Annotated in this window: 13 protein-coding genes; 1 reads left to right on the forward strand and 12 read right to left on the reverse strand. The window is 36.8% G+C overall.

Annotation, left to right across the window (positions count from 1 at the left end; translation table 11 throughout):
- Positions 1-125: 125 nt before the first annotated feature.
- The 4 genes from P0Y62_10910 to P0Y62_10925 all read right to left on the reverse strand — a co-directional run bounded on the left by P0Y62_10910 (position 126) and on the right by P0Y62_10925 (position 15,394).
- On the reverse strand, positions 126-4,622 hold the full coding sequence (locus P0Y62_10910) for a GEVED domain-containing protein (GenBank protein WEK68368.1): 4,497 nt from the start codon (positions 4,620-4,622) through the stop codon (positions 126-128).
- 504 nt (positions 4,623-5,126) lie between these two features.
- Positions 5,127-9,719, reverse strand: a complete 4,593-nt coding sequence (locus tag P0Y62_10915; protein ID WEK68369.1) for a fibronectin type III domain-containing protein — start codon at positions 9,717-9,719, stop codon at positions 5,127-5,129.
- A gap of 434 nt (positions 9,720-10,153) precedes the next feature.
- Entirely contained in the window at positions 10,154-13,171 is a 3,018-nt protein-coding gene (locus P0Y62_10920; protein WEK68370.1) for a M12 family metallo-peptidase, read from the reverse strand.
- Positions 13,172-13,348: 177 nt separating this feature from the next.
- Positions 13,349-15,394 (reverse strand): M43 family zinc metalloprotease, encoded by a 2,046-nt coding sequence (locus tag P0Y62_10925; protein WEK68371.1) that lies wholly within the window; start codon positions 15,392-15,394, stop codon positions 13,349-13,351.
- A gap of 83 nt (positions 15,395-15,477) precedes the next feature.
- Here P0Y62_10925 and P0Y62_10930 point away from each other — a divergent pair, with 83 nt between their 5' ends.
- Complete coding sequence (locus P0Y62_10930; protein ID WEK68372.1) at positions 15,478-15,933, forward strand: hypothetical protein; 456 nt, start codon at positions 15,478-15,480, stop codon at positions 15,931-15,933.
- 37 nt (positions 15,934-15,970) lie between these two features.
- Here P0Y62_10930 and P0Y62_10935 read toward each other — a convergent pair whose 3' ends face one another.
- The 8 genes from P0Y62_10935 to P0Y62_10970 form a co-directional block, all read right to left on the reverse strand.
- A complete protein-coding gene (locus P0Y62_10935) occupies positions 15,971-16,630 on the reverse strand; it encodes a DUF6048 family protein (protein WEK68373.1) in 660 nt (219 codons plus the stop codon).
- Entirely contained in the window at positions 16,596-17,066 is a 471-nt protein-coding gene (locus tag P0Y62_10940; protein ID WEK68374.1) for a DUF6452 family protein, read from the reverse strand. Before P0Y62_10940 ends, P0Y62_10935 begins: the two co-directional genes overlap by 35 nt.
- Positions 17,067-17,075: 9 nt before the next feature.
- A complete protein-coding gene (locus P0Y62_10945) occupies positions 17,076-19,547 on the reverse strand; it encodes a zinc-dependent metalloprotease (GenBank protein WEK68375.1) in 2,472 nt (823 codons plus the stop codon).
- Positions 19,548-19,582: 35 nt separating this feature from the next.
- Positions 19,583-20,995 (reverse strand): 23S rRNA (uracil(1939)-C(5))-methyltransferase RlmD, encoded by a 1,413-nt coding sequence (rlmD, locus tag P0Y62_10950; protein WEK68376.1) that lies wholly within the window; start codon positions 20,993-20,995, stop codon positions 19,583-19,585.
- Positions 20,996-21,105: 110 nt separating this feature from the next.
- Positions 21,106-22,662: a TlpA disulfide reductase family protein gene (locus tag P0Y62_10955; GenBank protein ID WEK68377.1), complete on the reverse strand. Its 1,557-nt coding sequence runs from the start codon at positions 22,660-22,662 to the stop codon at positions 21,106-21,108.
- Positions 22,663-22,782: 120 nt separating this feature from the next.
- The gene (locus P0Y62_10960) at positions 22,783-23,475 is read right to left on the reverse strand and encodes a hypothetical protein (GenBank protein WEK68378.1); all 693 of its coding nucleotides are present in this window, start codon (positions 23,473-23,475) and stop codon (positions 22,783-22,785) included.
- 252 nt (positions 23,476-23,727) lie between these two features.
- On the reverse strand, positions 23,728-24,495 hold the full coding sequence (locus tag P0Y62_10965; protein WEK68379.1) for a succinate dehydrogenase/fumarate reductase iron-sulfur subunit: 768 nt from the start codon (positions 24,493-24,495) through the stop codon (positions 23,728-23,730).
- 24 nt (positions 24,496-24,519) lie between these two features.
- On the reverse strand, positions 24,520-26,532 hold the full coding sequence (locus P0Y62_10970) for a fumarate reductase/succinate dehydrogenase flavoprotein subunit (protein ID WEK68380.1): 2,013 nt from the start codon (positions 26,530-26,532) through the stop codon (positions 24,520-24,522).
- Positions 26,533-26,537 lie beyond the last annotated feature (5 nt).

Consider the following 26,537-nt stretch of genomic DNA (forward strand, 5'->3'; position numbering starts at 1 on the left):
TAATACTATTATGCATAAAATATTCATTCTTACATATTACAATCGGTAACATATTTATAATAAAAAATCAGCTCTCATTTCTGAGAGCTGATTCTATTTAAAAAGTAATCAATTATAGTAATTTCTTATTCCTTGATGAATTTCTTCTGTACCGAAGTTGAACCATCCTGAATATCGATCATATAAACTCCATTAATCAACATGTGAACATCTACCTTGTTGTTTAAGATAATTCCACTTGTGATCAACTGACCTGCAGAACTATAAATCTTATAATTGGCTCTCTTGCTGATATTCTTAACATTCAATACCGTACTTACAGGGTTAGGATAAATTAAGATATCATCCTGATTCAATAAACTGCTTGTCGGTTTCTTAGAGATTCTTATCGAGTAATCTTCTACTTCACCCTTGTCAAAGTTGGTACAGTTTACCGGAATTCCTCCTTTCATTAAGGCTACTCTCATCACGACATACATATAATCTACATTGCTTACAAATGCATCTGCTGGCACACTAAATGTTGTCGTTGCTGTCGCTGCAGTATTTGGTCCGGATACCAGGATTCTTTCATTGATATCAAATTCTCCGTTTCTGTCGAAGTCGATCCATGCTACAACTCCTGCATCTCCGGTTACCACTTTATCAATTGTTAACTGGTTGTTGGTTGATCCCTGGATCAATTCGATCTGAGCAGCAGGAAAAGCTGTATAATTTGTATACGTTGAAGCTGCAGAAGTATTTACCATCTGTGGTTTACCATTAGGAGTTACTGTTACTTTAGAGATATATTCTCCTGATGAATTAATAGCTCCCATCTGACAGTAAATTACTGTTGGAGTGGTAAAGTAATACGGTAAAGTGAAATTACCCGGAGTACCGCTACAAACATTGGCTACTTCCATTTCATATTTAGTAAGCTCAGTTAAACCGGTAAGAGTATAAATATTATTCGTTACCTGAACAGTAGTCCATCCCGGAATTCCTACTTTTCTATATCTTAAGATATACTTACCTGTTGCATCCGGTCCTACGTAAGGATCCCACTGAACTTTAGCACTTGTTGGCTTTAACTCAAGAATGGTTAATCCCGGTGGCGGAATTTCACAAGTTCTTTCAGTCGTAAATCTTGCTAAACTTGACCATGGGTTAGGTGTTGTTGAATTTACACATATATTTCTTACCTGAACTTCATACTGTGTATACGGTGTTAAAGTATATCCTGTTGAAGGAAGTGAGAAGCTATTAGCCGGCGGGTTCGGTAAATTAATCGGTCCAATCCATGTTGGATCTCCTACTTTTCTCCATTGCAACTGATACGTAGCACTTGCTGCCAATGGTGACCAGTTAACAACTGCTGTAGTAGATGTAATATTAGTAAAAGTCACATTCGGTGGAGTCGGATCACATTTTGTGGTAAACACATTATGAGAATAAGTTCCTACATTCACTGTATTACAAACTGCCGCTACTTCTACTTCATAATTCGTTGCAGGAGTTAATGGATAAGTTGGCGGGTTTAATGTAAATGTCTGTGTAGTACCTGTTATTGCTGGTATATCAATTGGGCCTGTTGTTGGCAACCATTGAGTAGAACCTACCGGTCTGTATCTCAATTTATAAGAAGCTCCTCCGATATCCTGTGGCCAAGTAATCGTCGCCGAATTATGAGTAATAGAAGCCGGAGTTACAGTAACAACAGGTGTAGCAGTACTACATACTCTTAATACAATATTATCAACAGCTGCCGGTGGCTGTGTTCCTCCTGAAGTATCATTTCTCCATTCAAATACCAAACGCATTACACTTCCTGCAAAGCTGGTAAGGTTTAGATTAGCATTAGAATAAGACTGCCAAGTCGTTCCATTTAAATTATACTGTCCTATCTGAACTCTTCCAGTACCAGCTACAATCTGAGTTCCCGGTGTAGGCATAAAGTTGGATGGCACCAACCATACTCTTAAATAGTCATAAGCACTTTCACCCTCTGCTTTCCAGTCAAAAGAGAAAGTAGCAAGACTTGTTCCTGCCGGAATCTGGATATCTCTATAGGCTTGTACAGTACTTGCCGCAGAAGCAATTGTGTAAGCATTCGTTACACCATTGTCATTTGTAATATAGATAGATTTTCCCGTATTTCCTGTTGCAGAACCATAGAACCATTTATTAAGTTGTGTTCCGTTCAGTAACCCTAAATCATTTGCTGTTTCAAAATTCTGAATATAAGGAAGCTGAGCCGGAATTTGCGTAGTCATAAAATTTGGACCCTGAGCTACATAGCTATTATCTGTAGGAGAACAAATTGCTTTTACCCACCAGTAATAGGTCGTATTCGGAGCTAAAGTCGGTGCAAGGTTTACCGAAGTTGCCGTTGTTGTCCCTGTAGGTGTTCCCGGCTGCGTTGGGGTTGTAGAAACATAATACGCATATCCGTTTGCCGGTGGCGTTGCAGGAGTTGCCCAGCTTATAATTGCCCCATTACCTGTCAAACCTGTAACTGCTAAACCTGTAGGAGGTAAACAAGTTGGTGGCGCAACTACAGCCAATGTAAAGTCTACATAGTTTCCATATGGACCAGGTCCGCAAGGAGTAACCGCTCCAATAAAAGATGAAGAAGTTCTCACTCTGTAATTTCCTAACGCTTGTCCTGCAGGAATATTAATTGTTGCTGTTCCTGTAGAAGCATAAGAAGTTGTTGCTAAAATAGTTTCTCCCGGATCATTAAAATCCATATCATTATTCCAGTCAATCCAAACATAATAATAATATGTAGAACCTCCAGAAGTCGCTAAATTCATTACAACACTACTTCCCGGTGAACTAAGGAAAGACATGTTAGAATTAACATAAGCTGTATAAGATGATGCTGTATATCCAAGATTTGTCCATCCTCCTGTAGTTGTAACGTTGTTTAAGTAGTAGGTTGTCGAACTACTTCCTCCTGTTGGAGCACAATAATTAGTAAATACAGTAACTGGTCCAGACCAAGGACTCGCATCAGTAGAACTACATCTTGCCCGTACCCATATATAATAGGTAGTGTTAATTGCCAAACCAGAAATTGTAGTCGTTGTACCTGTTACTCCAGTAATCTGAGGAGTAGTTGCAGCTCCCGGTGCAATACCTGTTGTATTGTAATAAATTTCATATCCAAGAGGATTTGTTGTAGAAGCTGTCCATCCAATAGATGCCGAAGATGTTGTAGCAGAGTTTAAAACCAATGCTGTTGGCGGCATACAAGTAGGAGGAGCTCCAACCGCTATAGTATAATCCACATAATTACCATATGGCGCAGTGCCACAAGAAGTAAGCGCTCCACTGAATGACACCGCAAATCTTACTCTGTAGTTTCCATAAGGCTGCGCTGCCGGAACGTTAATAGTTGTCGATCCTGTAGCAGCATAAGAAGTTGTTGCTAAAATAGTTTCTCCCGCATCATTAAAATCCATATCATTATTCCAGTCTACCCACACATAATAGTAATAACTACTAGATCCCGCCGCCGCTAAACTAACATTAATGGCAGCTCCCGGTGAAGTAGTAAGAGTATTTGTTGAATTATTAACATATCCTGTATAAGAAGATGCTGTATAATTCAAGTTTGTCCATCCTCCTGTCGTTAAGATTTTATTCAAATAATAAGATGTTGAACTCGTTCCTCCTGTCGGCACACAATATCCCGTATAGAAAGAAACCGGCCCTACCCAAATACTTTGTTGCGTAGAACTACATTTAGCTCTTGCCCATACATAATAAGTAGTGTTAGCTGCTAATCCCGAAATGGTAGCAGATGTAGTAGTACTTTGTACGGAATTACTAGCATTAAGTACCGTTGAAGAAGTAGGAGCAACTCCCGTAGTGTTATAATAAACATCATAGCCGTTGGCTGGTACAGGAGTAGGAGCTGTCCAGGTAATCTGTCCGCTATTTGAAGTAATAACTCCTGTAGCTAGCTGATTTGGAAACATACATCCGGAAGGTGCTTCGCTTACAAGTTGCAGCCTTGGAATAGATGCCGTTCTACTATTTGCAGTTGGCGGCGAAGCCGGATCTGCATTTACAGTATCACTATACTGATATATTCCAGTATTTGCTCCCGATGTATATGCTCCCCATGTAGCCGTACATGAATAGCCAGGTGCATTTTCATCAACCGCAATTACCAGATTGCTCGTTCCATCCCACACAAATGGTGTCGTAAGAGAAAGCTCTACCCAGTTTCCTGTCGTCATATTACTTAATGTCCCAGAATAAACCTGCGACATTTGTGATAAAGGGACCCAGTCGGTCGTAGAAGAAAAAGTCGTTTTTGTGGTATTCCCAATATAGACTGTCCATTGATTATAGTTGGATTGGGTTGCTGCCGTAGCGGATACATAAAACCTTACTTTGGTAATTACCGTATTGGTAGTCCCAATAGCTGAGGTAAGCTCAGCAGATGTATACAATTGTTGTGAATAACTGTATCCATAACAAGAGTAAACAGGAAGGTAGCTTGATGTAGCAGTACCCGTACCAATCGATCCTGTCTGTCCATTCACAAACAGCCCGAACAGCATACAGAATAATACAACCAACTCCCTAAAGAATTTTTTGTTTTTACAATGTAAAAATACGCTCATAGTTTTTTAAAATTTAATGATGATAATCGTCGAAAGACAAGTTATTTTTTCGATTATATATTCAAAGCTCTGAATATATTTTATTGCAGTTTCAACTGCATTAAGGAAAGGATAAATGTTTATTTCATATTGTAAGATTTTTAATAATTACACAAATCTAATCATATTTTCATTAAAAATACCATCAAAAATTACTTATTTTAACTAAAATATATAAAATCTTTCAATTATGATTATAAATATCAGAAAAATACACAAAGGTGTGAATTTTTAAAACATTGATTTCCCCCATAAATAAAAGCATTTAGTCAATAAACGAAGTCACTATTTTCTTAAAAAGAATGATTCTGTTAAAAAAATTACCGATCCTCTATTGAATGAAAAATATTCGAGTTATTTTTTTAAAACATTTTATTTTTTAGTTAAAACTCCACAAACGTCAATAAAAAAATCAGCTCTCAAATGAGAGCTGATTCTATTTTAAAAGTAATCAGTTATGATATATTATTCTTTGATGAATTTCTTCTGTACCGAAGTTGAACCATCCTGAATATCGATCACGTACATTCCGTTAATCAATGAATGAACATCTACCTTATTGTTTAAGATAATTCCACTTGTGATCAACTGTCCTGCAGAACTATATATTTTATAATTAGCTCTCTTGCTGATATTCTTGACATTCAATACCGTGCTTACTGGGTTAGGATAAATTAAGATATCATCCTGATTCAATAAACTGTTTGCCTGTTTTTTAGAAATTCTTACCGTGTAATCTTCCACTTCTCCACTGTTGAAGCTAGTACAGTTTACCGGAATACCTCCTTTCATTAAAGCAACTCTCATCACTACATACATATAGTCTGCATTGCTTACAAATGCATCTGAAGGTACACTGAATGTCGTAGTTGCTGTTGCTGCAGTATTTGGTCCGGATACTAAGATTCTTTCATTGATATCAAATTCCCCATTTCTGTCGAAGTCGATCCATGCTACAACCCCTGCATCTGCGGTTACTACTTTATCAATTGTTAGCTGGTTGTTGGTTGATCCCTGGATCAATTCAATCTGAGCAGGGACTACAGCTGTATAATCAGTATATGTTGAAGCTGCAGAAGTATTTACCATCTGTGGTTTGCCATTAGGAATTACTGTTACTTTAGAGATATAATCACCTACAGAATTCGATGCTCCCATCTGACAGTAAATTACTGTTGGAGTGGTAAAATAGTACGGTAACGTAAAATTACCCGGAGTACCACTACAAACATTAGCTACCTCCATTTCATATTTAGTAAGCTCCGTTAAACCGGTAAGAGTATAAATATTATTCGTTACCTGAACAGTAGTCCATCCCGGAATTCCTACTTTTCTGTATTTCAATACATATTTACCTGTAGCATCCGGTCCTACGTAAGGATCCCACTGAACTTTAGCACTTGTTGGTTTTAACTCAAGAATGGTTAATCCAGGTGGCGCAATATCACAAGTTCTTTCTGTCGTAAATCTTGCTAAGCTAGACCACGGGTTAGGTGTTGTGGAATTAACACATATATTTCTTACCTGAACTTCATACTGTGTATACGGTGTTAAAGTATATCCCGTTGAAGGAAGCGAGAAGCTATTAGCCGGAGGGTTCGGTAAATTAATTGGTCCAATCCATGTTGGATCTCCTACTTTTCTCCATTGCAACTGATAAGTAGCACTTGCTGCCAATGGTGACCAGTTAACAACTGCTGTAGTAGATGTAATATTAGTAAAAGTCACATTTGGTGGAGTCGGATCACACAATGTAGTAAATTCATTATGAGAATAAGTTCCTACATTAACCGTATTACAAACTGCTGCTATTTCTACTTCATATAAAGTCGCTGGTAATAGCGGATAAGTTGGCGGATTCAATGTAAACGTCTGTGTAGTCCCTGTTGTTAATGCTGGTATATCAACCGGACCTGTTGTTGGCAACCATTGAGTAGAATTTACCGGACGGTATCTCAATTTATAAGAAGCTCCTCCGATATCCTGTGGCCAGCTAACCTGAGCCGAATTATACGTAATAGAAGTCGGAATTACGGTAACAACAGGTGTAGCCGTACTACATACTCTTAATACAATATTGTCAACCGCCACTGGTGGCTGTGTTCCGCCAGAACTATCATTAGTCCATTCGAATACCAGACGCATTATACCACCTGCATAGTTGGTCAAATTTAAATTAGTATTAGAATAAGACTGCCAAGTTGCTCCATTTAAATTATACTGTCCTACCTGAACTCTTCCTGGTGCTCCAGGTGTTCCTGTTGCAGTTGTAATCTGAGTTCCCGGTGTAGGTAAAAAAGTAGCCGGTACCAGCCATACTTTTAAATAATCATAATAGCTTTCTCCATCTGCTTTCCAGTCAAAAGAGAAGGTCGCAAGACTGGTACCTGCTGGAATCTCAATATCCCTATAGGCATGTACAATACTTGTTGCATTATCAGTATATGAGTTTGTAACTCCATTATCATTTGTTATATAGATGGACTTTCCGGTATTTCCGGTTGCAGAACCATAGAACCATTTGTTGGTCTGTCCTCCGTTCAATAATCCTAGATCATTTGCCACTTCAAAATTCTGAATATAAGGAAGCTGAGCCGGAACCTGTGTGGTCATAAAGCTTGGTCCCGGAATCCAAATACTGGAGTCTGTAGTGGAGCAAACTGCTCTTACCCACCAGTAATACGTCGTATTTGGAGCTAAAGTAGGAGCCAAATTCACAGAAGTCGCTGTGGTAGGAACTCCAACAGTCCCTGCACCAGGAGGTGTATTTGAAGCAGATACATAATATATATATCCACCAGCAGGCACAGGTGTTGGCGCCGTCCAGCCGATTGTCGCTCCATTCGAGACAATTCCTGTTACATTCAAGGTTGTTGGAACCTTACAAGTCGGGATTAATAAATTGATGTTATCTATTGCCCCTGCCGGAGAATTTCCTCCATATGAATCATTTTTCCATTCGAATACCAAACGCATAACACCTCCTGCATAACCTGATAAATCCACATTAGTATTCACAAAGCTCTGCCAAGTTCCCTGCTGGTTCAGCTGACCTAATAGAACTCTATTTGCTCCTGCTGTAATTGCATTTCCTGCAGTTGGCATATACGATGAAGGAACCATCCATACACTGATATAATCATATAAATATGGTGTCGTTCCCTCTCCCATTGCTCTCCAATCAAAAGTAAGAATAGCAGGGGAAGCTGCTGTTGTTCCCGCAGGTATAGCAAAATCTCTATATGCCTGGGCTACACTCGTAGAATAGGCATCATATGCATTGGTAGCTCCATTATCATTAGAGATAAATATTGAATTCGACGGATTACCTGCTGCTGAACCATAATACCATTTATTTGACTGAGACCCGTTTACAAATCCAAAATCATTACTGGTAAAAGGTTGATAATAAGGCAATGTCGCAGGAATTTGCGTTGTTGTAAATGTTGGCCCCTGAATCCAAATACTTGAATTCGTAGAAGAACAAACTGCTCTTACCCACCAATAATAAGTAGTATTTGGAACTAAAGTACTTGGTAAATTAAATGAAGTTCCAGCTACAGGTCCTGTAGGAGCCGTAGGCGGCGTATTGGTTGTGGAAATATAATATTCATAACCGTTTGCAGGAACAGGATTTGGAGCAGTCCAACTTATAGTAGCCATATTTGAAGAGATTCCGCTCACGGCCATTGCTGTAGGTTCTACACAGTTAGGAGTCGGCATTACATTAAAATCATCAAATCCCATATAATACGGATCCCAAGTAGCAGCATAAGCTTTAATTCCGAAATTATATTCTCCTGTTGTAGTAGGTACAAATGTTACCTTAACTTTCGTATAGTTTGTACTGTTTGAACCACCATTTGTTGTTTGTGAAGAAGTTACAAAGGTGCTCAAATTGGTAGCTCCAGTAGAAGATTGTAAAGTGTTTACTAACACATCACCCTGCCAACCGGAATATCCGTCTCCTACCCAGAAGAAGGAAAAATCATAAGACTGGTTTGCTGTTAAATGAAAACTTGGCGTCCATAAATAAGATGCTGTTGTAGGATAATAAACAGTTACATAATTAGGAGTAGATTTTGGATCATTATATCCTTGAGAAGAAGCATCCTGAGTTGTAAATAAATTAGAACCTCCATTGGTTGCCCAACAACTCGGTAACACACCAGCTCCAATACTTGTCATTGAATCAAAATTCTCAGACCAAGGAAAAGTAGAAATTGAAACACATGGGGTTGTGAACGGCAAAGCCATTGGGATCCAATAACTCTGATCAGTAGCACTGCATTTTGCTCTTACCCAAACATAATAAGTAGTTATTGGTGACAAGCCTGAAATCGTAGCTGAGGTTGTAGTACTTGGTACAGAATTACTTGAATTAAGCACAGTACTTGAAGTTGGAGGTATTCCTGTAGTATTATAATAGACATCATATCCATTTGCCGGAGCCGGAGTAGGTGCTGTCCATGATATAGCAGCAGTAGCAGCAGTAACAGTTCCTAACGTTATTGCTGATGGTGCAGCACATGTTGGAGGTGCTGATTGAGAAATTGATACATTATCAAAATAATAATAAACATCTGAATTGATATCAGAAGTAACATTAAATCGAACATATAAATTCCCTGCCGAAGGCACAAAAGTAATCGTTTTTGTTGCACATGTATTAGCCGCTATGTGATTGGCAGAATTAATCGTATAAGCCGTCGTCCAAGGTCCCGAAGTGCTTGTAGCATATTCTACCTTTATAGTACCTATATTGGCAGAAGGCGTAGCAGAGGTTCCCGCATAATAATCTGTTACTTTGTAATCAAAAGACATAGTGACCTGCCCAGTATTATTCCCTGTGAGATTGGGGGAAGTAAACTGTCCAGTATTTCCATAATACCTTTCTCCCCTAATGGTTCCACCGCTGGTTCCACATATTTGATTGGCAGTAGTATTATTGGAAAAAACCGAGCCACTGGTGGTCCAGCTGTTAAGTCCCGAGGCCGTCCAATCCTGAGTATAGGTGACCTGGGCCATCAAAAACGAGCCAAAAAGCAATTGGCACATGAGTAAAAGTTTTTTCATAGTATAATAAATGAGTGTTAAGATGATTTTAAATTTGCCAATAGGTCTATTTTTATACTATTTTTTAAATAATATTATTCATAGAAATAGGCTGAGATTATTCTGTCAGATATTAACGAATCAGATTTATTAAATCCAACCCTTCTGAACAATTAAAATATGGAGAATGTAGAGCTTCTTTTCATAATATTTCACTTGTATTGGTATTATTTCATACAAATCTAATCATTTTTTGTGATCTACCTATTAAAACTTTATTTTTTTATCGATACCATTAAAAAAATCAATTCAAACCTATTATCTCATATAATAAACTTCAAATATCTATCAACTTCAACATCTAAAATTTGTCCAATCTTTTAAAAAAAAAAGCCTCATGAGAACATGAGGCTTATAAGTATAATTTAGAAAATTTACTATTTCTTAATAAATTTAGATTTAAACGAATCGTTTCCTTTATCTTCAATAGCAATTACATAAGCACCTTTTATCAAAGCTGAAACATTAATTTTTCCACCACTAATATTTCCGTTACTCACTAATTGTCCTGCTGCATTATAAATTTTATAAGTTGCTTTATCAGAAACTTTAGTTATGTTTAAGAAATCTGTTGCTGGGTTTGGATAGATTTGGATACCATTATTAGGGTTCTCCACATCTCTTGTCCCTAAACTACTTTGTACAATAACATTGTAGTCTTCTACCTCACCATAAGTGAAAGTTCCACATGCATAAGATTCAGGTAGACTTGCTCCTGCGCTTGCCGCAGTTGCAACTATAGTAACTACTCTCATCCTCAATGGAGAATTTGTAATTGCTGTTGATGGAACTGTGAACGTTCCTGTAGTAGCTACTGTTCCAACTGACGTTAATACAGCAGGTTTATTAAGAACTTTTTCACTTGCTTCGAATGTTCCGTTTTTATTGAAATCTATCCAAACTGCCATTGCACTTGTATTTCCTGTTGCAGTAGGAGTTGTAACAGATACACTTATCGAGTTAGAACTGTTTGTTAACAAAGTAGGCTGCAATGCAGAATTCACTGTAAAATCCGAATACATTGATGCTCCAGTTGTATTATTTACACTTGCTAATGTTACATTTGATACATAATCCAGCGTTGCGTTAGTACTTGTATCTGTACAATAATTTGTACAAACAGTTGAGAATGTAATAGGAGCAGAATAAGGACCAGTTACGCCAGAACAAACAGCTGCAACTTGTACTTGATATGATGAACAACTTGTTAAATTACTCAGCGTATATGTGTTACTACTTACTGGAACTGTAGTCCATGTCGACGCAGATGACAACTTATATTGTAAAGAATATGAACTCGCCCCATTCACCGGAGCCCAAGAAACAGTACCACCTACACTTGTAAGACTTGATGCAGCCAATCCAACAGGAGCAGAACCACAACTTGCTTGTGTACTTACTGTAATTTTTTTCAATGCATAGAAAACGTTTCCAATTGCGGAAATACGCACCACTATCAGTTGACCGTTTAGAGATGCAGGCAGAGCAACTATAGTTGCAGTACCATTATTAGGTGTAGACGCAGCCAATACTGTCCAGCTCACACCATTATCCGTAGAATAATCTATTTTTACATTAGCCACATTATAAGGGGCAGCAGACGTATTTACAACATCCCAAGTTAAATTCGTAGATGTATTACTAAACACATAACCTGAAGTAATTTGGAATGGCCCATCACTACCTACCGTAATTGATTGCTGAGCAAAATTAGTTTGTTGCTGAGTAGCATTTGCATTATTATCTCTTACTGTAACAGCAAAATTAGAAGTTCTTGCGACCTGAGATGTAGATTCCCATGTATTCAAAGAGTTATCCAAAACCCCCGCAAGTACTGATGGAAATTTAGGGAAATACCTTGTAGGACTTGTCGTAGGAGTGAAAGATCTAAATGACGCACCATACGTAGTAGTTCCTAAATTTGTTTTATTAATTGTTTGAGCAGATGTAGATCCACTGTCAACTTCTTCCCATGTATATGTCATTGGATCATTCTCAGGATCCGTAGCACTAGCTGTTAATACAAAAGCCGTTTTATTAGGAATTGTATAACTTGGTAATGAAGCTATCGTAGGAGGATTATTCGTAACAGAGGTTTCAGTATCACATGTTTTATTAGACAAACTTAAATTGGTTTGTACTTGTCCTATACTCGCTTTATGAAAATAAGCATCAGAATGTGCCTGTACATCTGTAGAAGTACCCGTAATTCCTGCATATCCCATAATTGTTGATCCAGATCCTGGCTCAACATTCACCCCAGTCCCTTCAATAGAATGAGAAAAGGTATGATTTGCTCCTAATTGGTGTCCCATTTCGTGAGCCACATAATCAATATCAAAATTATCACCCTGAGGTACACCATCTGCAGGAGATGTATATCCTGAACCTTTATAAGATGCAAAAGCACCTCCGCCAACAGAAAGTGTATTATTACACACACAACCAATACATCCTGCGTTACCGCCGCCTCCAGAAGCACCAAATAAGTGCCCTATATCAAAATTAGCATCCCCAACATTATTATGCAAGGTATTCATCAATTCTGTATTCCAGTTTCCCATGCTTGAGGAAGGAGAATAAGGATCGGTAGTTGCATCAGTATAAATAACTCCTGGATAGCTCTGAAGAATAAGGTGCAATGCAAAGTCTTTTTCAAATACTCCATTTACTCTTGTCATTGTCGCATTAATTGCCGTTAAAGCTCCAGCAACTGTACCCCCAAAATAAGTCGTATATTCTCCCGTAACTGACATTACCAATCTCATTGTACGGTATTTTTTATCTGAACTTTTATTGAATGTTCCAGGTTGATGAGTAAATGTTTTTGCATTATCATACAGATTCTCTACCTGTTGTATTGCATTTGGATTCTCGGTAGTGCTACAAGTAAAAGGTTTATCACCTGTCTTTTTCGTTTTTGGATGTACTGCATATAATCCTGTCGATTTATCCACGGGCTCTATAAACTCATAATTTCCGTTTTTAAATAACATAGATTGGAAATCGTTTGGCGCCACAGAAAACCTAATCTGTTGTGTAGGATCATCAACCGCAGCACCTACATAAGAACCTAACTGATATTGATCAGCAAGCTCTTTTACCACAACAGGAAAGCTATATACATTAAATTTCTGAACTTTGCCTTCTAGTGTTGGTACAGATATTACAACCGGTTTAGCATTTGCCCCCATCTCAACAGCATTCTTCAGTTGCTCACGAATCTGATTTATATCCAGTTTGTAATAGCTTCTCATGGAGTTAGTAGCTACGGGAACAACTTCCCCTCTTTTCGGGTTCCCGGCAGAACCACTTGCCCCATTGGATGGAGACCATTGTGCGGTAGCCGTACCTGCCAACAATCCCACAAACAAGGATGTAATTATTTTTTTCATATAAACAAATCTTAATAATTATTTAATCCCCAAATATAATGCTTTAAAATTATTCAAAATGTATAAAAAACTAAAAATTATGTTAAATAATCATTTTACAAAAAATCAAATATTGGTGATAAAAAAACCTCAAGCAATTTGCTTGAGGTTATATATAGAATAATAATAAGATTATTATTATTTTTTAATAAACTTAATACTTTCAGAAAGGTTAATATCTTTGACAGTAATAATATAAGTTCCTTTAACCAGATCAGCCACTCTTACCTGATTATTATTAATATCTCCAGATTTCACCAATTGTCCTACTGCATTATGAATTTCAAATTTAGCTTTCGCTGAAACTTTAGTTACATTAAGCACATCACTTGCAGGATTCGGGTAAATTTGAATGCTGTTTTGTTTTACAAAATTTTCTTCTTTAGTACCCAATACCAATACTTTAAATGACTTAGACTGTGTACTTCCGAAATTAGTTGATCCTTCAGCAAAAATAATATTTCCTGCAGAGTTTTTCAAATTATAATAACCGTACAATGCAATACCATCCCCATAACTATCATTAATTGTAAATACGTAACAATCCGGTGTCAAATTCCATGTTTCAGTAACCAAAGCAGGCAACGATTGAATCTGACCTCCAACCTGTACACCATTTAAATATGGACCTCCAGATTTCACAACATTTCCAGCACTGTTTGTTAACGTCCAAGTAGTTTCTGTACCGTAAAAATCTGGTTGAAGAGTAAAATTAACAGTTGTATTAGCAACCGGTGTAGTTGCATATGTTCCTGCAATAGAAGTTGCAGCGTTATTGCTTAATCTGGCATCTGTAGTTCCATTTACGGAAGTAATTTGTGCAGAGATAACAGAATTACCCGGAGCCGATATACTAACTATCGCATATTTATCTTGAACAAGATTTCCCGTCCAATTATAAGTTTGTGTAGCTCCACCATTTACGGTATAGCTAATTACCGCAGCTGTAAGTGGAGATGTACCTCTGTTGTAAAGACTAAATAAAAACGGTATAGCTGCAGTTCCTCCGCAAGTTGTATTAGAAGTACAAACTCTTTCTGCTTTAAGTTCCCCGTCATTTGCAAACAAAGGAATTGCTACATCTTTCGTAGAAGTTTTCAACTCCATTCTTCTAGGAGAATTATTCATTACCGCAGTCATTCTATCCTTCTGATTTTGTGTGAAAATATTCATACAGGTATCATTAGTATAGTCCATATAATTCTCTACCATTTCAAACAAACCAGCAGTACAGCTTGCAATAGGTGTCGAACAGCTATAATTATCTTCATGGGCAGGTGGTGTATCATTACAATAATCTGTAGCACATACTGTTGCATCACTATCATCCCCCCAAATATGTCTTAATCCTAGGAAGTGTCCTACTTCATGGGTCATTGTTCTTCCTTTATCATATGTTGAAGTCATGGGGAAAGACCCAAAATCTGTACTTCCAAAAGTTGCATAATTGGCAACTACACCATCAGTAGAAGCATCACCACCATTTGCATCCAGTCCGGGCAACCCAGAAGCTGAAGGAAATTGTGCATATCCCAACAATGTATTATTAGAAAATCTCACACTCCACATATTCATGTATTGTGTAGGATTCCAAATCGTTGTTGGCTTTACATATTCATCAATATTGTCTTGAGACCAACTTGTACTACACAAGTTCACTCTATCAATACCATTCGTAGGGTTCCCATTCATATCTACTTTTGCCAAAGCAAACTGGATCATAGTATCCGCTCCTACAGCGTTGGTATTATATCCTCGTGTTCCTGCCATTCTACGGTAATCCTGATTCATTACCGTAATTTGTGACTGAACCTGTTCGTCTGTAATATTAGCACCCGTTCCATAAGCTTCTCCATTGTGAATAACATGTACTACCACAGGAATAGTGATAATGCCTCCGTTTGTAGATTTACTTGTTAATCCCTCACGTTTCGCTTTTTCAATTAATGGAGCAATCCAAGCCTCAAACTGATCCGTAGTCATTCTCTTCGGATCTTTTCTTCGTAGATAATCTTCATAGTCTATAAAAGAGCAACGGTCGAAACCATTACTTTTTGCTAACTCTTGTGCTGATTTTTTTGGAAAATCGCCAGCTATATTTGTTCTCTGTATTTTTTGCGCATGAGCAACAACTCCCATTGCAATAAATGAAAACGATAAAACAGATGTAAAAATTCTTCTCATTATATTATCAATATTGTACAAAGGTATTGAATTTTGTAATAATTTAAAAATTAAGATGTATTTTACACAAAAATTTCAGTCCAATGAAAACAATTACGTTATCATTTTTACTTATTTTAGTAAGTGCCTGTTCTACAAAAAAAAATATAAGCACTCAAACCAATAATTCTGTGGATAAAAAAATTGAAGAAATAGAACTCACCGAACGTACAAGAGGTTTAAAAAGGAGTTTTACATTCAGTTCCACTGCTTTTACGACAACTTCAAACGGAGACAGCAAGAAATCGAAAATATCTTTAGCTGAGTGGGAATCTATAGAAAAACAGGCAAAGCTTCTTGATGTTTCCAAAATCTCGTCACTTGCAGCTCCTTCTACAGATCACCATTCGGATCGTGCATTGGCTTCAACGCTTATAATTACATCGAATGGAAGCCGCTATCAGTCTTCCAATTTTGATGCAGCCAATCCTCCGAAAGAATTAACTTCTCTCTACAGAGCAGTACAACAAATCATACAAAGCAAAAAGACAACACAATAGTTGTCTTTTGTTATTCTAAAATATTATTTTTTTTCTACTAAAACTTATACGCAATATTCCAGGCAAATCCCATGGCAAATTTGCCAGAACTTCTTCCAAAGCCGGGAACAATCATCGGTTGTATATCATCCTGCTTTGTCGTATATACTAAGTATTTAGGCTGCAAGTTTACATCTATATAAAAATTAGATTCAAATAACTGGACTCTTCCTCCTAAAGAACCTTCGATCCAGTAAGATGACTGAGTAGAGGAAGGAAACGCTACTGAAGAGCTGCTTCCACCATATCCACGTACCGGAATAGCCATATATTCCTGTTTGTAAAATGCTCCGGCTAATTTACCACCACCGTAAAAACCATTAAATTCATTTTCGGGATCTCTGGCCAACATGTAAAAGCTTCCCAATCGAAGAAAGACACCATTTACTTTGGCATCATATCCATTTTTTTGATAAACATTGGAGTCAAAACCTGCATCTATTACTCCGTGAACTTTATCTTTAATTCTTGAGGATATAAAACCCTGATACAGTTTTCTATCCGAAAAAAAAGAAGCACCTGTATTCAACAGATCAAAACCTACCATAAAATTAGGTTTATAGTGCCATTCTTTTTTATGATCTTCTTTCTTTTCCTGAGCAAAAGCCACAAAATATGAAAGACTAAAAATTAAGGTATAAATTAGTTTTCTCTTCATTTTCAATAAAATTTTGCCCAGTTTCCACACCTAAAACAGTGGTTGGTAATAATAATTCTGATTTTAGATTTTCGTAGTTCTTTTTTATTCCACAGCCCGGCGAAACATAAATCGATTTGGTCGTATAACTTACTCTGACTTTAGACGAATCTGCTTTAGTCGTAGTTTTAATGAACAAATCCGTATAAGGAGAATCATCTACACGCAAGGGAACAAAAACAGAGTCTACATTTTTTTGCCAGCCAAAATCTACAACGTTAGAACCATAATTTACAAATACTTTAATAGAATCTAAAGTAGTCTGCTTTCCTGCTTTTTTAAACTTGATTTTCATTCTCGGTGTACCTTCTCCGCTTTCACAGATATCATCGTCTCCTCCACAGGAAGTAAGCATTCCGAGGCTGCATAATAATATAATAATGCTAATATATTTCATACTTCTACTTTACTTTGGGTCTAAAGCTTTTTCAATTCTGAAGACAAGATCTTCATAGTGATATTTATTTACTGTATTAGAATCTTTTCTTTCGGAAAGTTCTTTTTTTATCGTGACAAGATTTCCTCTTGCAATGGCCGAAACATCAGATCGGTCAGAGTTCTTCACATCAATAAGCTTAATTAAATTATCAACATAATTTCTCTGAAGATTTCTTCCGTACACATCCGGATTTTCTTTTTTAATAATTGAAGCGTTAAGGTCTGAAAATAATTCCACCGTTGTATAGGTATTCTGATCTACCGCTTCCATCTGGAACATATTATTTAATACCATTGGGCTCAAAATTCTTGCAAGAACACCATTTTGAATATCTTCAACGGTTCTTACAGGTGTTTTTCCTGTCTTTTCAAAAATTTCTTTCTTAAGAAGCCATTGTGGTGTGGTGAAAATATTTTCTTCTAAGAATTTCATGGCCTCCTTCTGATCTTTTTTGGCTACGACTTCGTATACAGGTCCTGACTGTTCTGCAGTTTTAGGAGTTTCCATCTGTCCTCCGATGTATTTTGAAACATGTCCTGCATATCTTCTGAACTGTGTCGTTACCTGATCATACATCATTCCAAGGTTATCATAATTTTCATTGGGTGTTTGAGTCCACTTTTCAAGATTATCAATAATTCTTTTAAGATTTTTGATTCCGTAAGTACTTGCAATCATTGCATTGTCTCCTACCTGCTCACTTTGAGATCTGGGATCAAGAGGATTAGATTCAGTTCCAAACCAAAGTCTTTCGTTCTTAAGGTTTTTAATTACCCATTTATTTAAATATTCCTTTTCCAGAACAGGAGTATTATATTGATAGAATCTTCTATATCCCCATTCAATGGCCCAATTGTCATAATCTCCAATTCTCGGCATAATTCCGGATTCTCCAATATTATCTTCCGGCTGTGCCACATAATTAAAACGGGCATAGTCCATGATTGAAGGAGTATGGCCATTTTTTTCCAGCCATTTTTTATCTCTCAATTTTTCAACAGGTACAGTAGAACTTGAACCAAAGTTATGTCTCAATCCTAATGTATGTCCCACTTCATGAGAAGAAACAAAACGGATAAGCTCGCCCATTAATTGATCATCAAATTCAATTTTTCTTGCTCTTTCGTCATTGGGTGAAGCCTGAATAAAATACCAGTTTCTCAACAGCATCATTACATTATGGTACCAATTGATATGGCTTTCCATGATTTCGCCTGTTCTCGGATCTGAAATTGAAGGTCCTGAAGCATTCGGAACATCCGAAGGCTTATAAACGATTGCCGAAAACCTAGCATCTTCAAGGCTCCATTCCGGATCAGTTTTCGCATCAGGAACTTTAGCATAAATTGCGTTTTTAAAACCAGCTTTTTCAAAAGCTTTTTGCCAGTCATTTACTCCTTGAATCAGGTAAGGAACCCACTTTTTAGGGGTTGCCGGATCAATATAGAATACAATAGGTTTTGCAGGCTCTACAAGTTCTCCTCTTTTATATTTTTCTAAATCCTGAGGTTTAGGCTCCAGTCTCCATCTTTTAACTAAAGAAACTCTTTTTACCCCTTGAGGATCAAGGTCAAAATCTGTATATCCCACAGCAAAATATCCTACTCTTGGATCAAAATACCTTGCCTGCATTTTATTTTCGGGCAGAAGAACAAATGAAGCGTTGATTTCCACCGTATAATTACCACTTACTTTCGGCAGGTTGGCAGCCGGAACTCCAGGAATAGGTCTTCCCAGCGTACGGGCAAAAGTTTTGGTGGTATTGATCTCAATATTGGTTGGATAAGATTTTACAAAATTCACAAAAGACATATCTTTCTGAAAAGCGCCCACTTTAAAATCATCTTTAGAATTCGCAGAGAAAGAAACCATTTCATTATCCGAATTTAAAAGATCTGTTACTTCAATAACAGAAGATTTATTATTATTTCCGTACGTTTTTACATCAAAAGATTTAATAATAGACTGCACATTATTTCTGATCACAGAATTGTACATATCTGATGTGGAATCTTTTGCATAGTCAACAAAAGAAATTGATCTTAAAAGTATTTTATCTTTCGGGCCTTTTTCAAAAGCTACCACCTGTTGTCCAATCTGATCTCCTGCATAGCCTGTACTTCCAGAACGCATTCCCGCCGCAGCTTTTGTAAGTCTTGTTACCAACAAAAATTCCTTTTTCAATATATTATCAGGAATTTCAAAATAATATTTATCCTCAATTTTATGAACAGTGATAATCCCCTGGTCGGAAATTGCTTTATCGGTGATAATCTCTTTATAAGACTTCATAGAAGGCTTTTTCTTATCATCCTTTTTCACTTTGGCGGTATCCGTTTTTACTGCCGTAGAATCTTTTTCCTGCCCTTTCAGCTCGTACTGACCAAACATCAAAGCAACTAAGACGAAGGCAGCACTGAGGTTTTTCACTTTTTTCATTTAAATTTTATGATTAATATTTCAAATGTAGGTAATTATTTTTTGATAAGTAATGCAATATTTTCCACGTGATGGGTTTGTGGAAACATATCTACAGGTAAAATTTTAATGACATCATAATGGTCTTTCATCAAAGCAAGATCTCTTGCCTGAGTTGCAGAATTACAGCTTACATAAACCACTTTCTCCGGAGAAAGTTTTAAAATCTGCTCCACAACTTTTTGATGCATCCCGTCTCTTGGTGGGTCCGTAATCAACACATCTGCTTTTGGATGATTCGCAAGGAATTCATCGTTGAAAATATCCTTCATATCTCCACAATAGAATGTCGTGTTGGTGAGACCATTCAGCTCTGCGTGTTCAATTGCCGCATCAATAGCTTCCTGAACAGATTCGATACCGATCACCTGTTTTGCATTTCTCGCCACATATTGTGCAATCGTTCCTGTTCCTGTATATAAATCATAAACGACTTCATCTCCTTTTAAATCGGCAAATTCAAGCGTTTTTCTGTATAACTCCAGAGCTTGTTTATAATTGGTCTGAAAGAACGATTTTGGACCTATTTTAAACTTCAGTCCGTCCATTTCTTCCATCAAATACCCTTCTCCGAAATATACATTGATATCCAGATCATAAATAGAGTCATTGGGCTTTGGATTAATAGCATACACCAGCGTTTTTATCTGAGGGAATTTCTCTAATAAAAATTCAAAAAGCTTTTCTCTGTTTTCTTTTTCTTCTCTGTACAGTTGGAAAAGAACCATCCATTCGCCTTTAGAATTCTGTCTCATCATTAAGGTTCTTAAAAAACCTTCATGATTTCTGACATCAAAGAAATCCAGTCCGTTATCTACCGCATATTTTTTTACAGCAAGTCTGATTTGATTGGAAGGATCTTCCTGCAGGAAACATTCTTTAAGATCAAGAATTTTGCTCCACATTCCCGGAATATGGAAACCTAAGGCATCTTTATTTCCAAAATTTTCTTCAGAACTTATCTCGTATTGAGTAAGCCAACGGGCATTCGAGAACGAAAACTCCATTTTATTTCTATAAAAATACTGTTCTTCCGAACCCAGAATAGGAACGGTTTCAAAGTTTTCAATTCCGCCAATTCGTTTGATGTTGTTGTACACTTCTTCCTGCTTGAAATCAAGTTGCTTTTCATAGCTCATATTCTGCCATTTGCAACCTCCGCAAACTCCAAAATGAATACATTTAGGATCAACTCGGTAAGGAGATTTTTCAAGAACGTCTATAGCTTCGCCTTCATAATATTTTGACTTCGCCTTTTTCACTTTCACATTCACAATATCACCAGGAATTGCTCCGGTTACCATCACCGCTTTCCCTTCTTCCGTTTTCCCGATAGCAACACCCTTTGCACCAGCTGTCAACAGTTTTATATTTTCAAGAACTAAATTTTTCTTATTCTTTCTGCTCATTCTAAAATTTTCTATTTTTCTAATTGAAACTTTAAAAGTTTCATGTCTGCAAAAATACAATAAAAAAAACCTTATCCGAAGACAAGGTTTTATATGTTATTAAATGTTTATTATTTTGTCTGAGCCGGTTGAGGAGCCTGCTTTTGTGCAGCAGCCTGCTGAGCCGCTACTACCGCGGGATCCATTCCTGCACCTTGTTGTAACTGAACATTGGGAGCTACTTTAGGAGCAGATAAACCAGTTTGCTTATCCAAAACCGTTACCAATTCCTGCTCACCAAGATTTACAAAAGATCTGCTTGCAATTTTCCCGTCTTTATCAACGATTACAAAATTTGGAAGTTTGAATCCATAGATACCATATTTCTTTGCAATATCAGAGCTTAATCCTCCTTCTGCATATACGTTTGTTCCTGGAATTCCTTTGAACATTGCATTGCTTGTCTTAATAAACTGATCTTTAGTGTCATCAACATTTACAAAAACAAAATTCATTTTTGATTTATAGAAATTAACAACTTCTTTCAAAACAGGCACTGTAGATTCTGCGATATAAGGATTCCAAGATGCATAGAAACATAACATGTAAGGCTTCCCTTTATTTTCTGACAATTTGTAAGATTTACCATCCTGCTTGATCAATGATGCTTCCGGAGCAACTTCTCCTACTTTCAATCCGATTACAGCCGTCTGAATTTTAGCTAAATCTGCTTTAATAGTAGCGTCTTTAATTTCAGTATCAATGATTTTCTTAATTTTATCTGAAGTTTTAGCAGGAGTACCTGGGTGAATATCAGACTGTGCCATTACAAAAGCTAATAAATAATCTTTAGCTGTATCAGATAAATTTTTATCCGTTTTTAAATACTGAGAGAAAAGCTCAGAAGTTGTAATATCAGTTTTACTTTTACTGTTAGCTTCTGCATATTTTTGGAAATCAGGGCTAATTTTAGTCAATAAATATTGTCTGTAGAAAGGATTTTCTTTTACCATTACATCCTTATTCTCCTGAAGTTTGTTTTCATAGTCTGTAAACACTTTTGAAGGCTTGAATGAAGGGTTTCCCGAAAACTGCTTCTGTCTCATCTCATACTGCATAAGAATAGAAAGTATTGTTGCAGAAAGATCGTTCTTTTTCCAAGTTACAATTTCATTATCCGGATTGAATTTTTTAACATTCTGATCAATATTATCACTGATGTTTTTTTCAATTTTCTGAACTCCTGCAACGAAAGCTTTGTCATCTTTCGTCATCAGTTCAGACATCGTAGTGTTTACCTTTTGTCCGTATTCTCCAAGGTATTTTTGAGTTGCCATAAAGAAGTCATTATTCTTTTTAGCATCACCAGTAATTACATATTCTGATGGGAAAGTAAGTCCGTTTCCTGAAATTTCAAGAGTCTGTCCTCCTTTAAGATATACTAAATTCTGCTTCCCAGCATAATTGATTAAATACATTCCATTTTTAGGAGCCTCAAAGCTTCCTGAGAATGTTCCGTCATTTTTTACACCAATATTTGCCAAAGGTAACGTAGCTACCCCTGAAGCTTCAATAAATTCGATTCTCTCTAATGGAGAAGCTCCTGTAATTTTTCCTTTTACTTCAACTTTTTTAGAGCAAGACACCGCAAAAACAGCGATGATAAACAATAAAAGATATTTTTTCATTTTTGATTTTAATAATGTAGCAAAAATAGGTTTTTCCAATCAACTGAAAACAATTATTTAAGGTATTTTATGAAAGATTTAACTAATATTTCAGTTATTCAGAAAAACAATGGGATAAACTTATTCTATGGACAGAAAAATTACCGGGCAATGGTAAGTAGCTCGTCCATACCATTGAAGTTTTTCTTCCACATTATAACATTTATTTTCGCCTATTTTATTCGCTTTCTTCATTTTAATTACAAAACTACCGAGTGAGACAAATCCTACATATATATTTTTAAAAGTTTCGTCAATGATAATATTTCTATGGTTAACATCTATTTCTAAATATTTACCATTACCCGTAAAATTCACCTCTGTTTTCGGAAAAAGATATTGTGGATTTTTACAGTCTGCTGATTCACAAGTGTACATAAAAGCAATGATTTTTGTATCACTTTTATCAATCCTTTCTCCTGTTACCGGATGTTTTCCGCCACTGAAATAGTATCTTATTTTATTTATTTTTTTACCTATATACAATTTGTTTTCAGGAATCTCAACCATTCTTGATGTGCCCGGTCGAATGTATAGTCGTGAAGCCCATCCTTTATCTTCTATACCAATTAATGTCTCTTCTTTTTTACCATTAATAATAACAGTCTCAATAATTTTCCCTGAAGAAAAATTTAAAACAGAGTCTTTAATTTTTAATTCTTCTTTATAGAGATGGTAGTCAATCTTTTTATCTAAATCAATAATTATAAAGCTTTCCGCCTTATTGATGCTTTCCAAAGGAATATCAACAGCACCATTTTCAGAAATAAACAATTGGTTTTCTTGACCGTATATTTCAATCTGGTAATTTTTGATAAATTCTGAATCTTTTTTAAGCTGGAAATTTTGTGCAGTATAAACCGCAGAACAACATAAAAAAATGAATACAAAAAGTTTCTGATGAAGTAGTTTGCCTATTTGTGAACTGCTCACATTCATATTCTAAAGATATTTGAAGAAATTATTACATAAAAAAATCGTCAGCCGGTAAAGGTGACGATTTTTTATTTATAAAATGATAAAATTTTATCCTCTGTCAACAAGAGCTGCCATATATTCTCTGTTCATTCTGGCAATGTTTTCAAGAGAAATTCCTTTCGGACATTCTACTTCACAAGCACCGGTATTTGAACAGTTTCCGAATCCTTCTTCGTCCATAGCTTTCACCATGTTCAGAACTCTTCGCTTCGCTTCTACTCTACCTTGAGGTAAAAGAGCATACTGAGAAACTTTAGCCCCTACGAATAGCATTGCAGAACCGTTTTTACATGTAGCTACACAAGCTCCACATCCGATACAAGCCGCAGCATCCATTGCTTTGTCTGCATCTTCTTTGGGAACCGGAATTGCATTTGCATCCAAAGTATTTCCTGAAGTGTTCACCGAAATGAAACCACCTGCAGCCATTACTCTGTCGAACGCGCTTCTGTCTACCATTAAATCTTTAATAACCGGGAAAGCAGCACTTCTCCAAGGTTCAATAACGATCGTTTCACCGTCTTTGAACATTCTCATGTGAAGCTGGCAAGTCGTGATCCCTGTATCCGGACCGTGTGCTCTACCATTGATGTAAAGAGAACACATCCCACAAATTCCTTCACGACAATCGTGATCGAAAGCTACAGGCTCTTTTCCTTCGTTAATAAGATTTTCGTTCAGAATGTCCAACATTTCCAAAAATGAAGAATCTGTAGAAACATCTGATATTTTATAGGTCTCAAACTGACCTTTAGTTTTATTATTTTTTTGTCTCCAAATTTTCAGCGTAAGATGTAAGCCTTTTTTTGCACTCATAATTTTTTATTTATAGGTTGGAGATTATTTGTAACTTCTAGTTTTAACCTCGATGTTGTCATATATCAGTTCTTCTTTGTGCAACACCTCTCTGTTGATGTCACTTCCCTGATATTCCCAAGCTCCGACGTATTTGTAATTAACGTCATCTCTTTCCGCTTCTCCGTCCGGAGTTGAGTGGTCTTCACGGAAATGTCCTCCACAAGACTCATTTCTGTGCAATGCATCGATAGCCATTAATTGTCCAAGTTCAAGGAAATCTGCAACTCTGAATGCTTTTTCAAGTTCAGTGTTCATTCCGTCATTATCTCCAGGAACTTTTACGTTTTTCCAGAAGTCGTTTCTTACTTCTTCAATTTCTTTGATTGCTTCTGCCAATCCTTCAGGAGTTCTACCCATTCCCACCTTGTTCCACATAATGTTTCCTAGTTGCTTGTGGAAGTGGTCTACTGAATGTGTTCCTTTATTATTTAAGAAGAAATCAACTTTATCTTTAATTCCTTTTTCAGCCTCATCAAATGCTGTTGAATTGGTAGGAATAACACCTGTTCTGATATCTGCAGAAAGATAATCAGCAATTGTATAAGGAAGTACGAAATATCCGTCAGCCAAACCTTGCATCAATGCAGAAGCTCCCAATCTGTTTGCTCCGTGATCTGAGAAATTCGCCTCACCAATTACGAAACATCCAGGAATAGTAGACTGTAGGTTATAATCAACCCAAACACCACCCATGGTATAGTGAACTGCAGGATAAATCTTCATTGGAGTTTTGTAAGGATCATCAGCCGTAATTTTTTCATACATTACGAATAAGTTACCATACTTTTCCTCAACCCAAGCTTTTCCTAAATCATAGATCTGCTGATCGGTTGGATTATGAATATGCTTTTCGATAGCGGCTTCTCTACCTTTTTTCATGATCTCTGTAGAGAAATCAAGGTAAACACCTTCTTTTGTATCATTATTTTCGATTCCGTATCCAGCATCACATCTTTCCTTAGCAGCTCTTGACGCAACGTCTCTAGGTACCAAGTTTCCGAAAGCCGGGTATCTTCTTTCCAAATAATAATCTCTATCTTCTTCTTTAATATTTTCAGGTCTTAGTTTCCCTTCTCTGATGGCTACTGAATCTTCAATTTTCTTAGGAACCCAGATTCTTCCTGAGTTTCTTAATGATTCAGACATCAAAGTCAGTTTAGACTGCTGTGTTCCGTGAACAGGAATACAAGTCGGGTGAATCTGTACGTAACAAGGGTTTGCAAAATATGCTCCTTTTTTGTGGATCTTCCAAGCTGCAGAAACGTTTGAACCCATTGCGTTGGTAGAAAGGAAATATACGTTTCCGTAACCTCCCGAAGCAATGACAACAGCGTGAGCTGAATGTCTTTCGATCTCACCAGTTACAAGATTTCTTGCAATGATCCCTCTTGCTTTTCCATCAACAATTACAAGATCCATCATTTCATGACGGTTGTACATTTTGATTCTACCTTTACCGATCTGACGGCTCATTGCAGAATATGCACCTAATAATAACTGTTGTCCAGTCTGTCCTTTTGCGTAGAAAGTTCTTTTTACCTGAACCCCTCCAAATGAACGGTTATCTAACTGACCTCCGTAATCTCTACCGAAAGGAACTCCCTGAGAAACACACTGGTCGATAATATTCGCAGAAACTTCAGCTAATCTGTAAACGTTTGCCTCTCTTGCTCTATAGTCACCACCTTTAATCGTGTCATAGAACAATCTGTAGGTAGAGTCACCGTCTCCCTGATAATTTTTAGCCGCGTTGATTCCTCCCTGAGCAGCAATAGAGTGTGCTCTTCTTGGAGAATCCTGATAACAGAATGCCTTTACATTATATCCCTGTTCAGCCAAAGTAGCTGCAGCAGAACCTCCTGCCAAACCTGTACCTACAACAATAATATCAATCTTATCTCTGTTGTTTGGTGCAACAAGGTTCATATGGTCTTTATGATTTTTCCACTTATCCTTTAAAGGACCCGCCGGAATTTTTGAATCTAATTTACTCATATTGG

This window comes from Candidatus Chryseobacterium colombiense (genome assembly GCA_029203185.1).
In the GTDB taxonomy this organism is placed as follows: Bacteria; Bacteroidota; Bacteroidia; order Flavobacteriales; family Weeksellaceae; genus Chryseobacterium; species Chryseobacterium colombiense.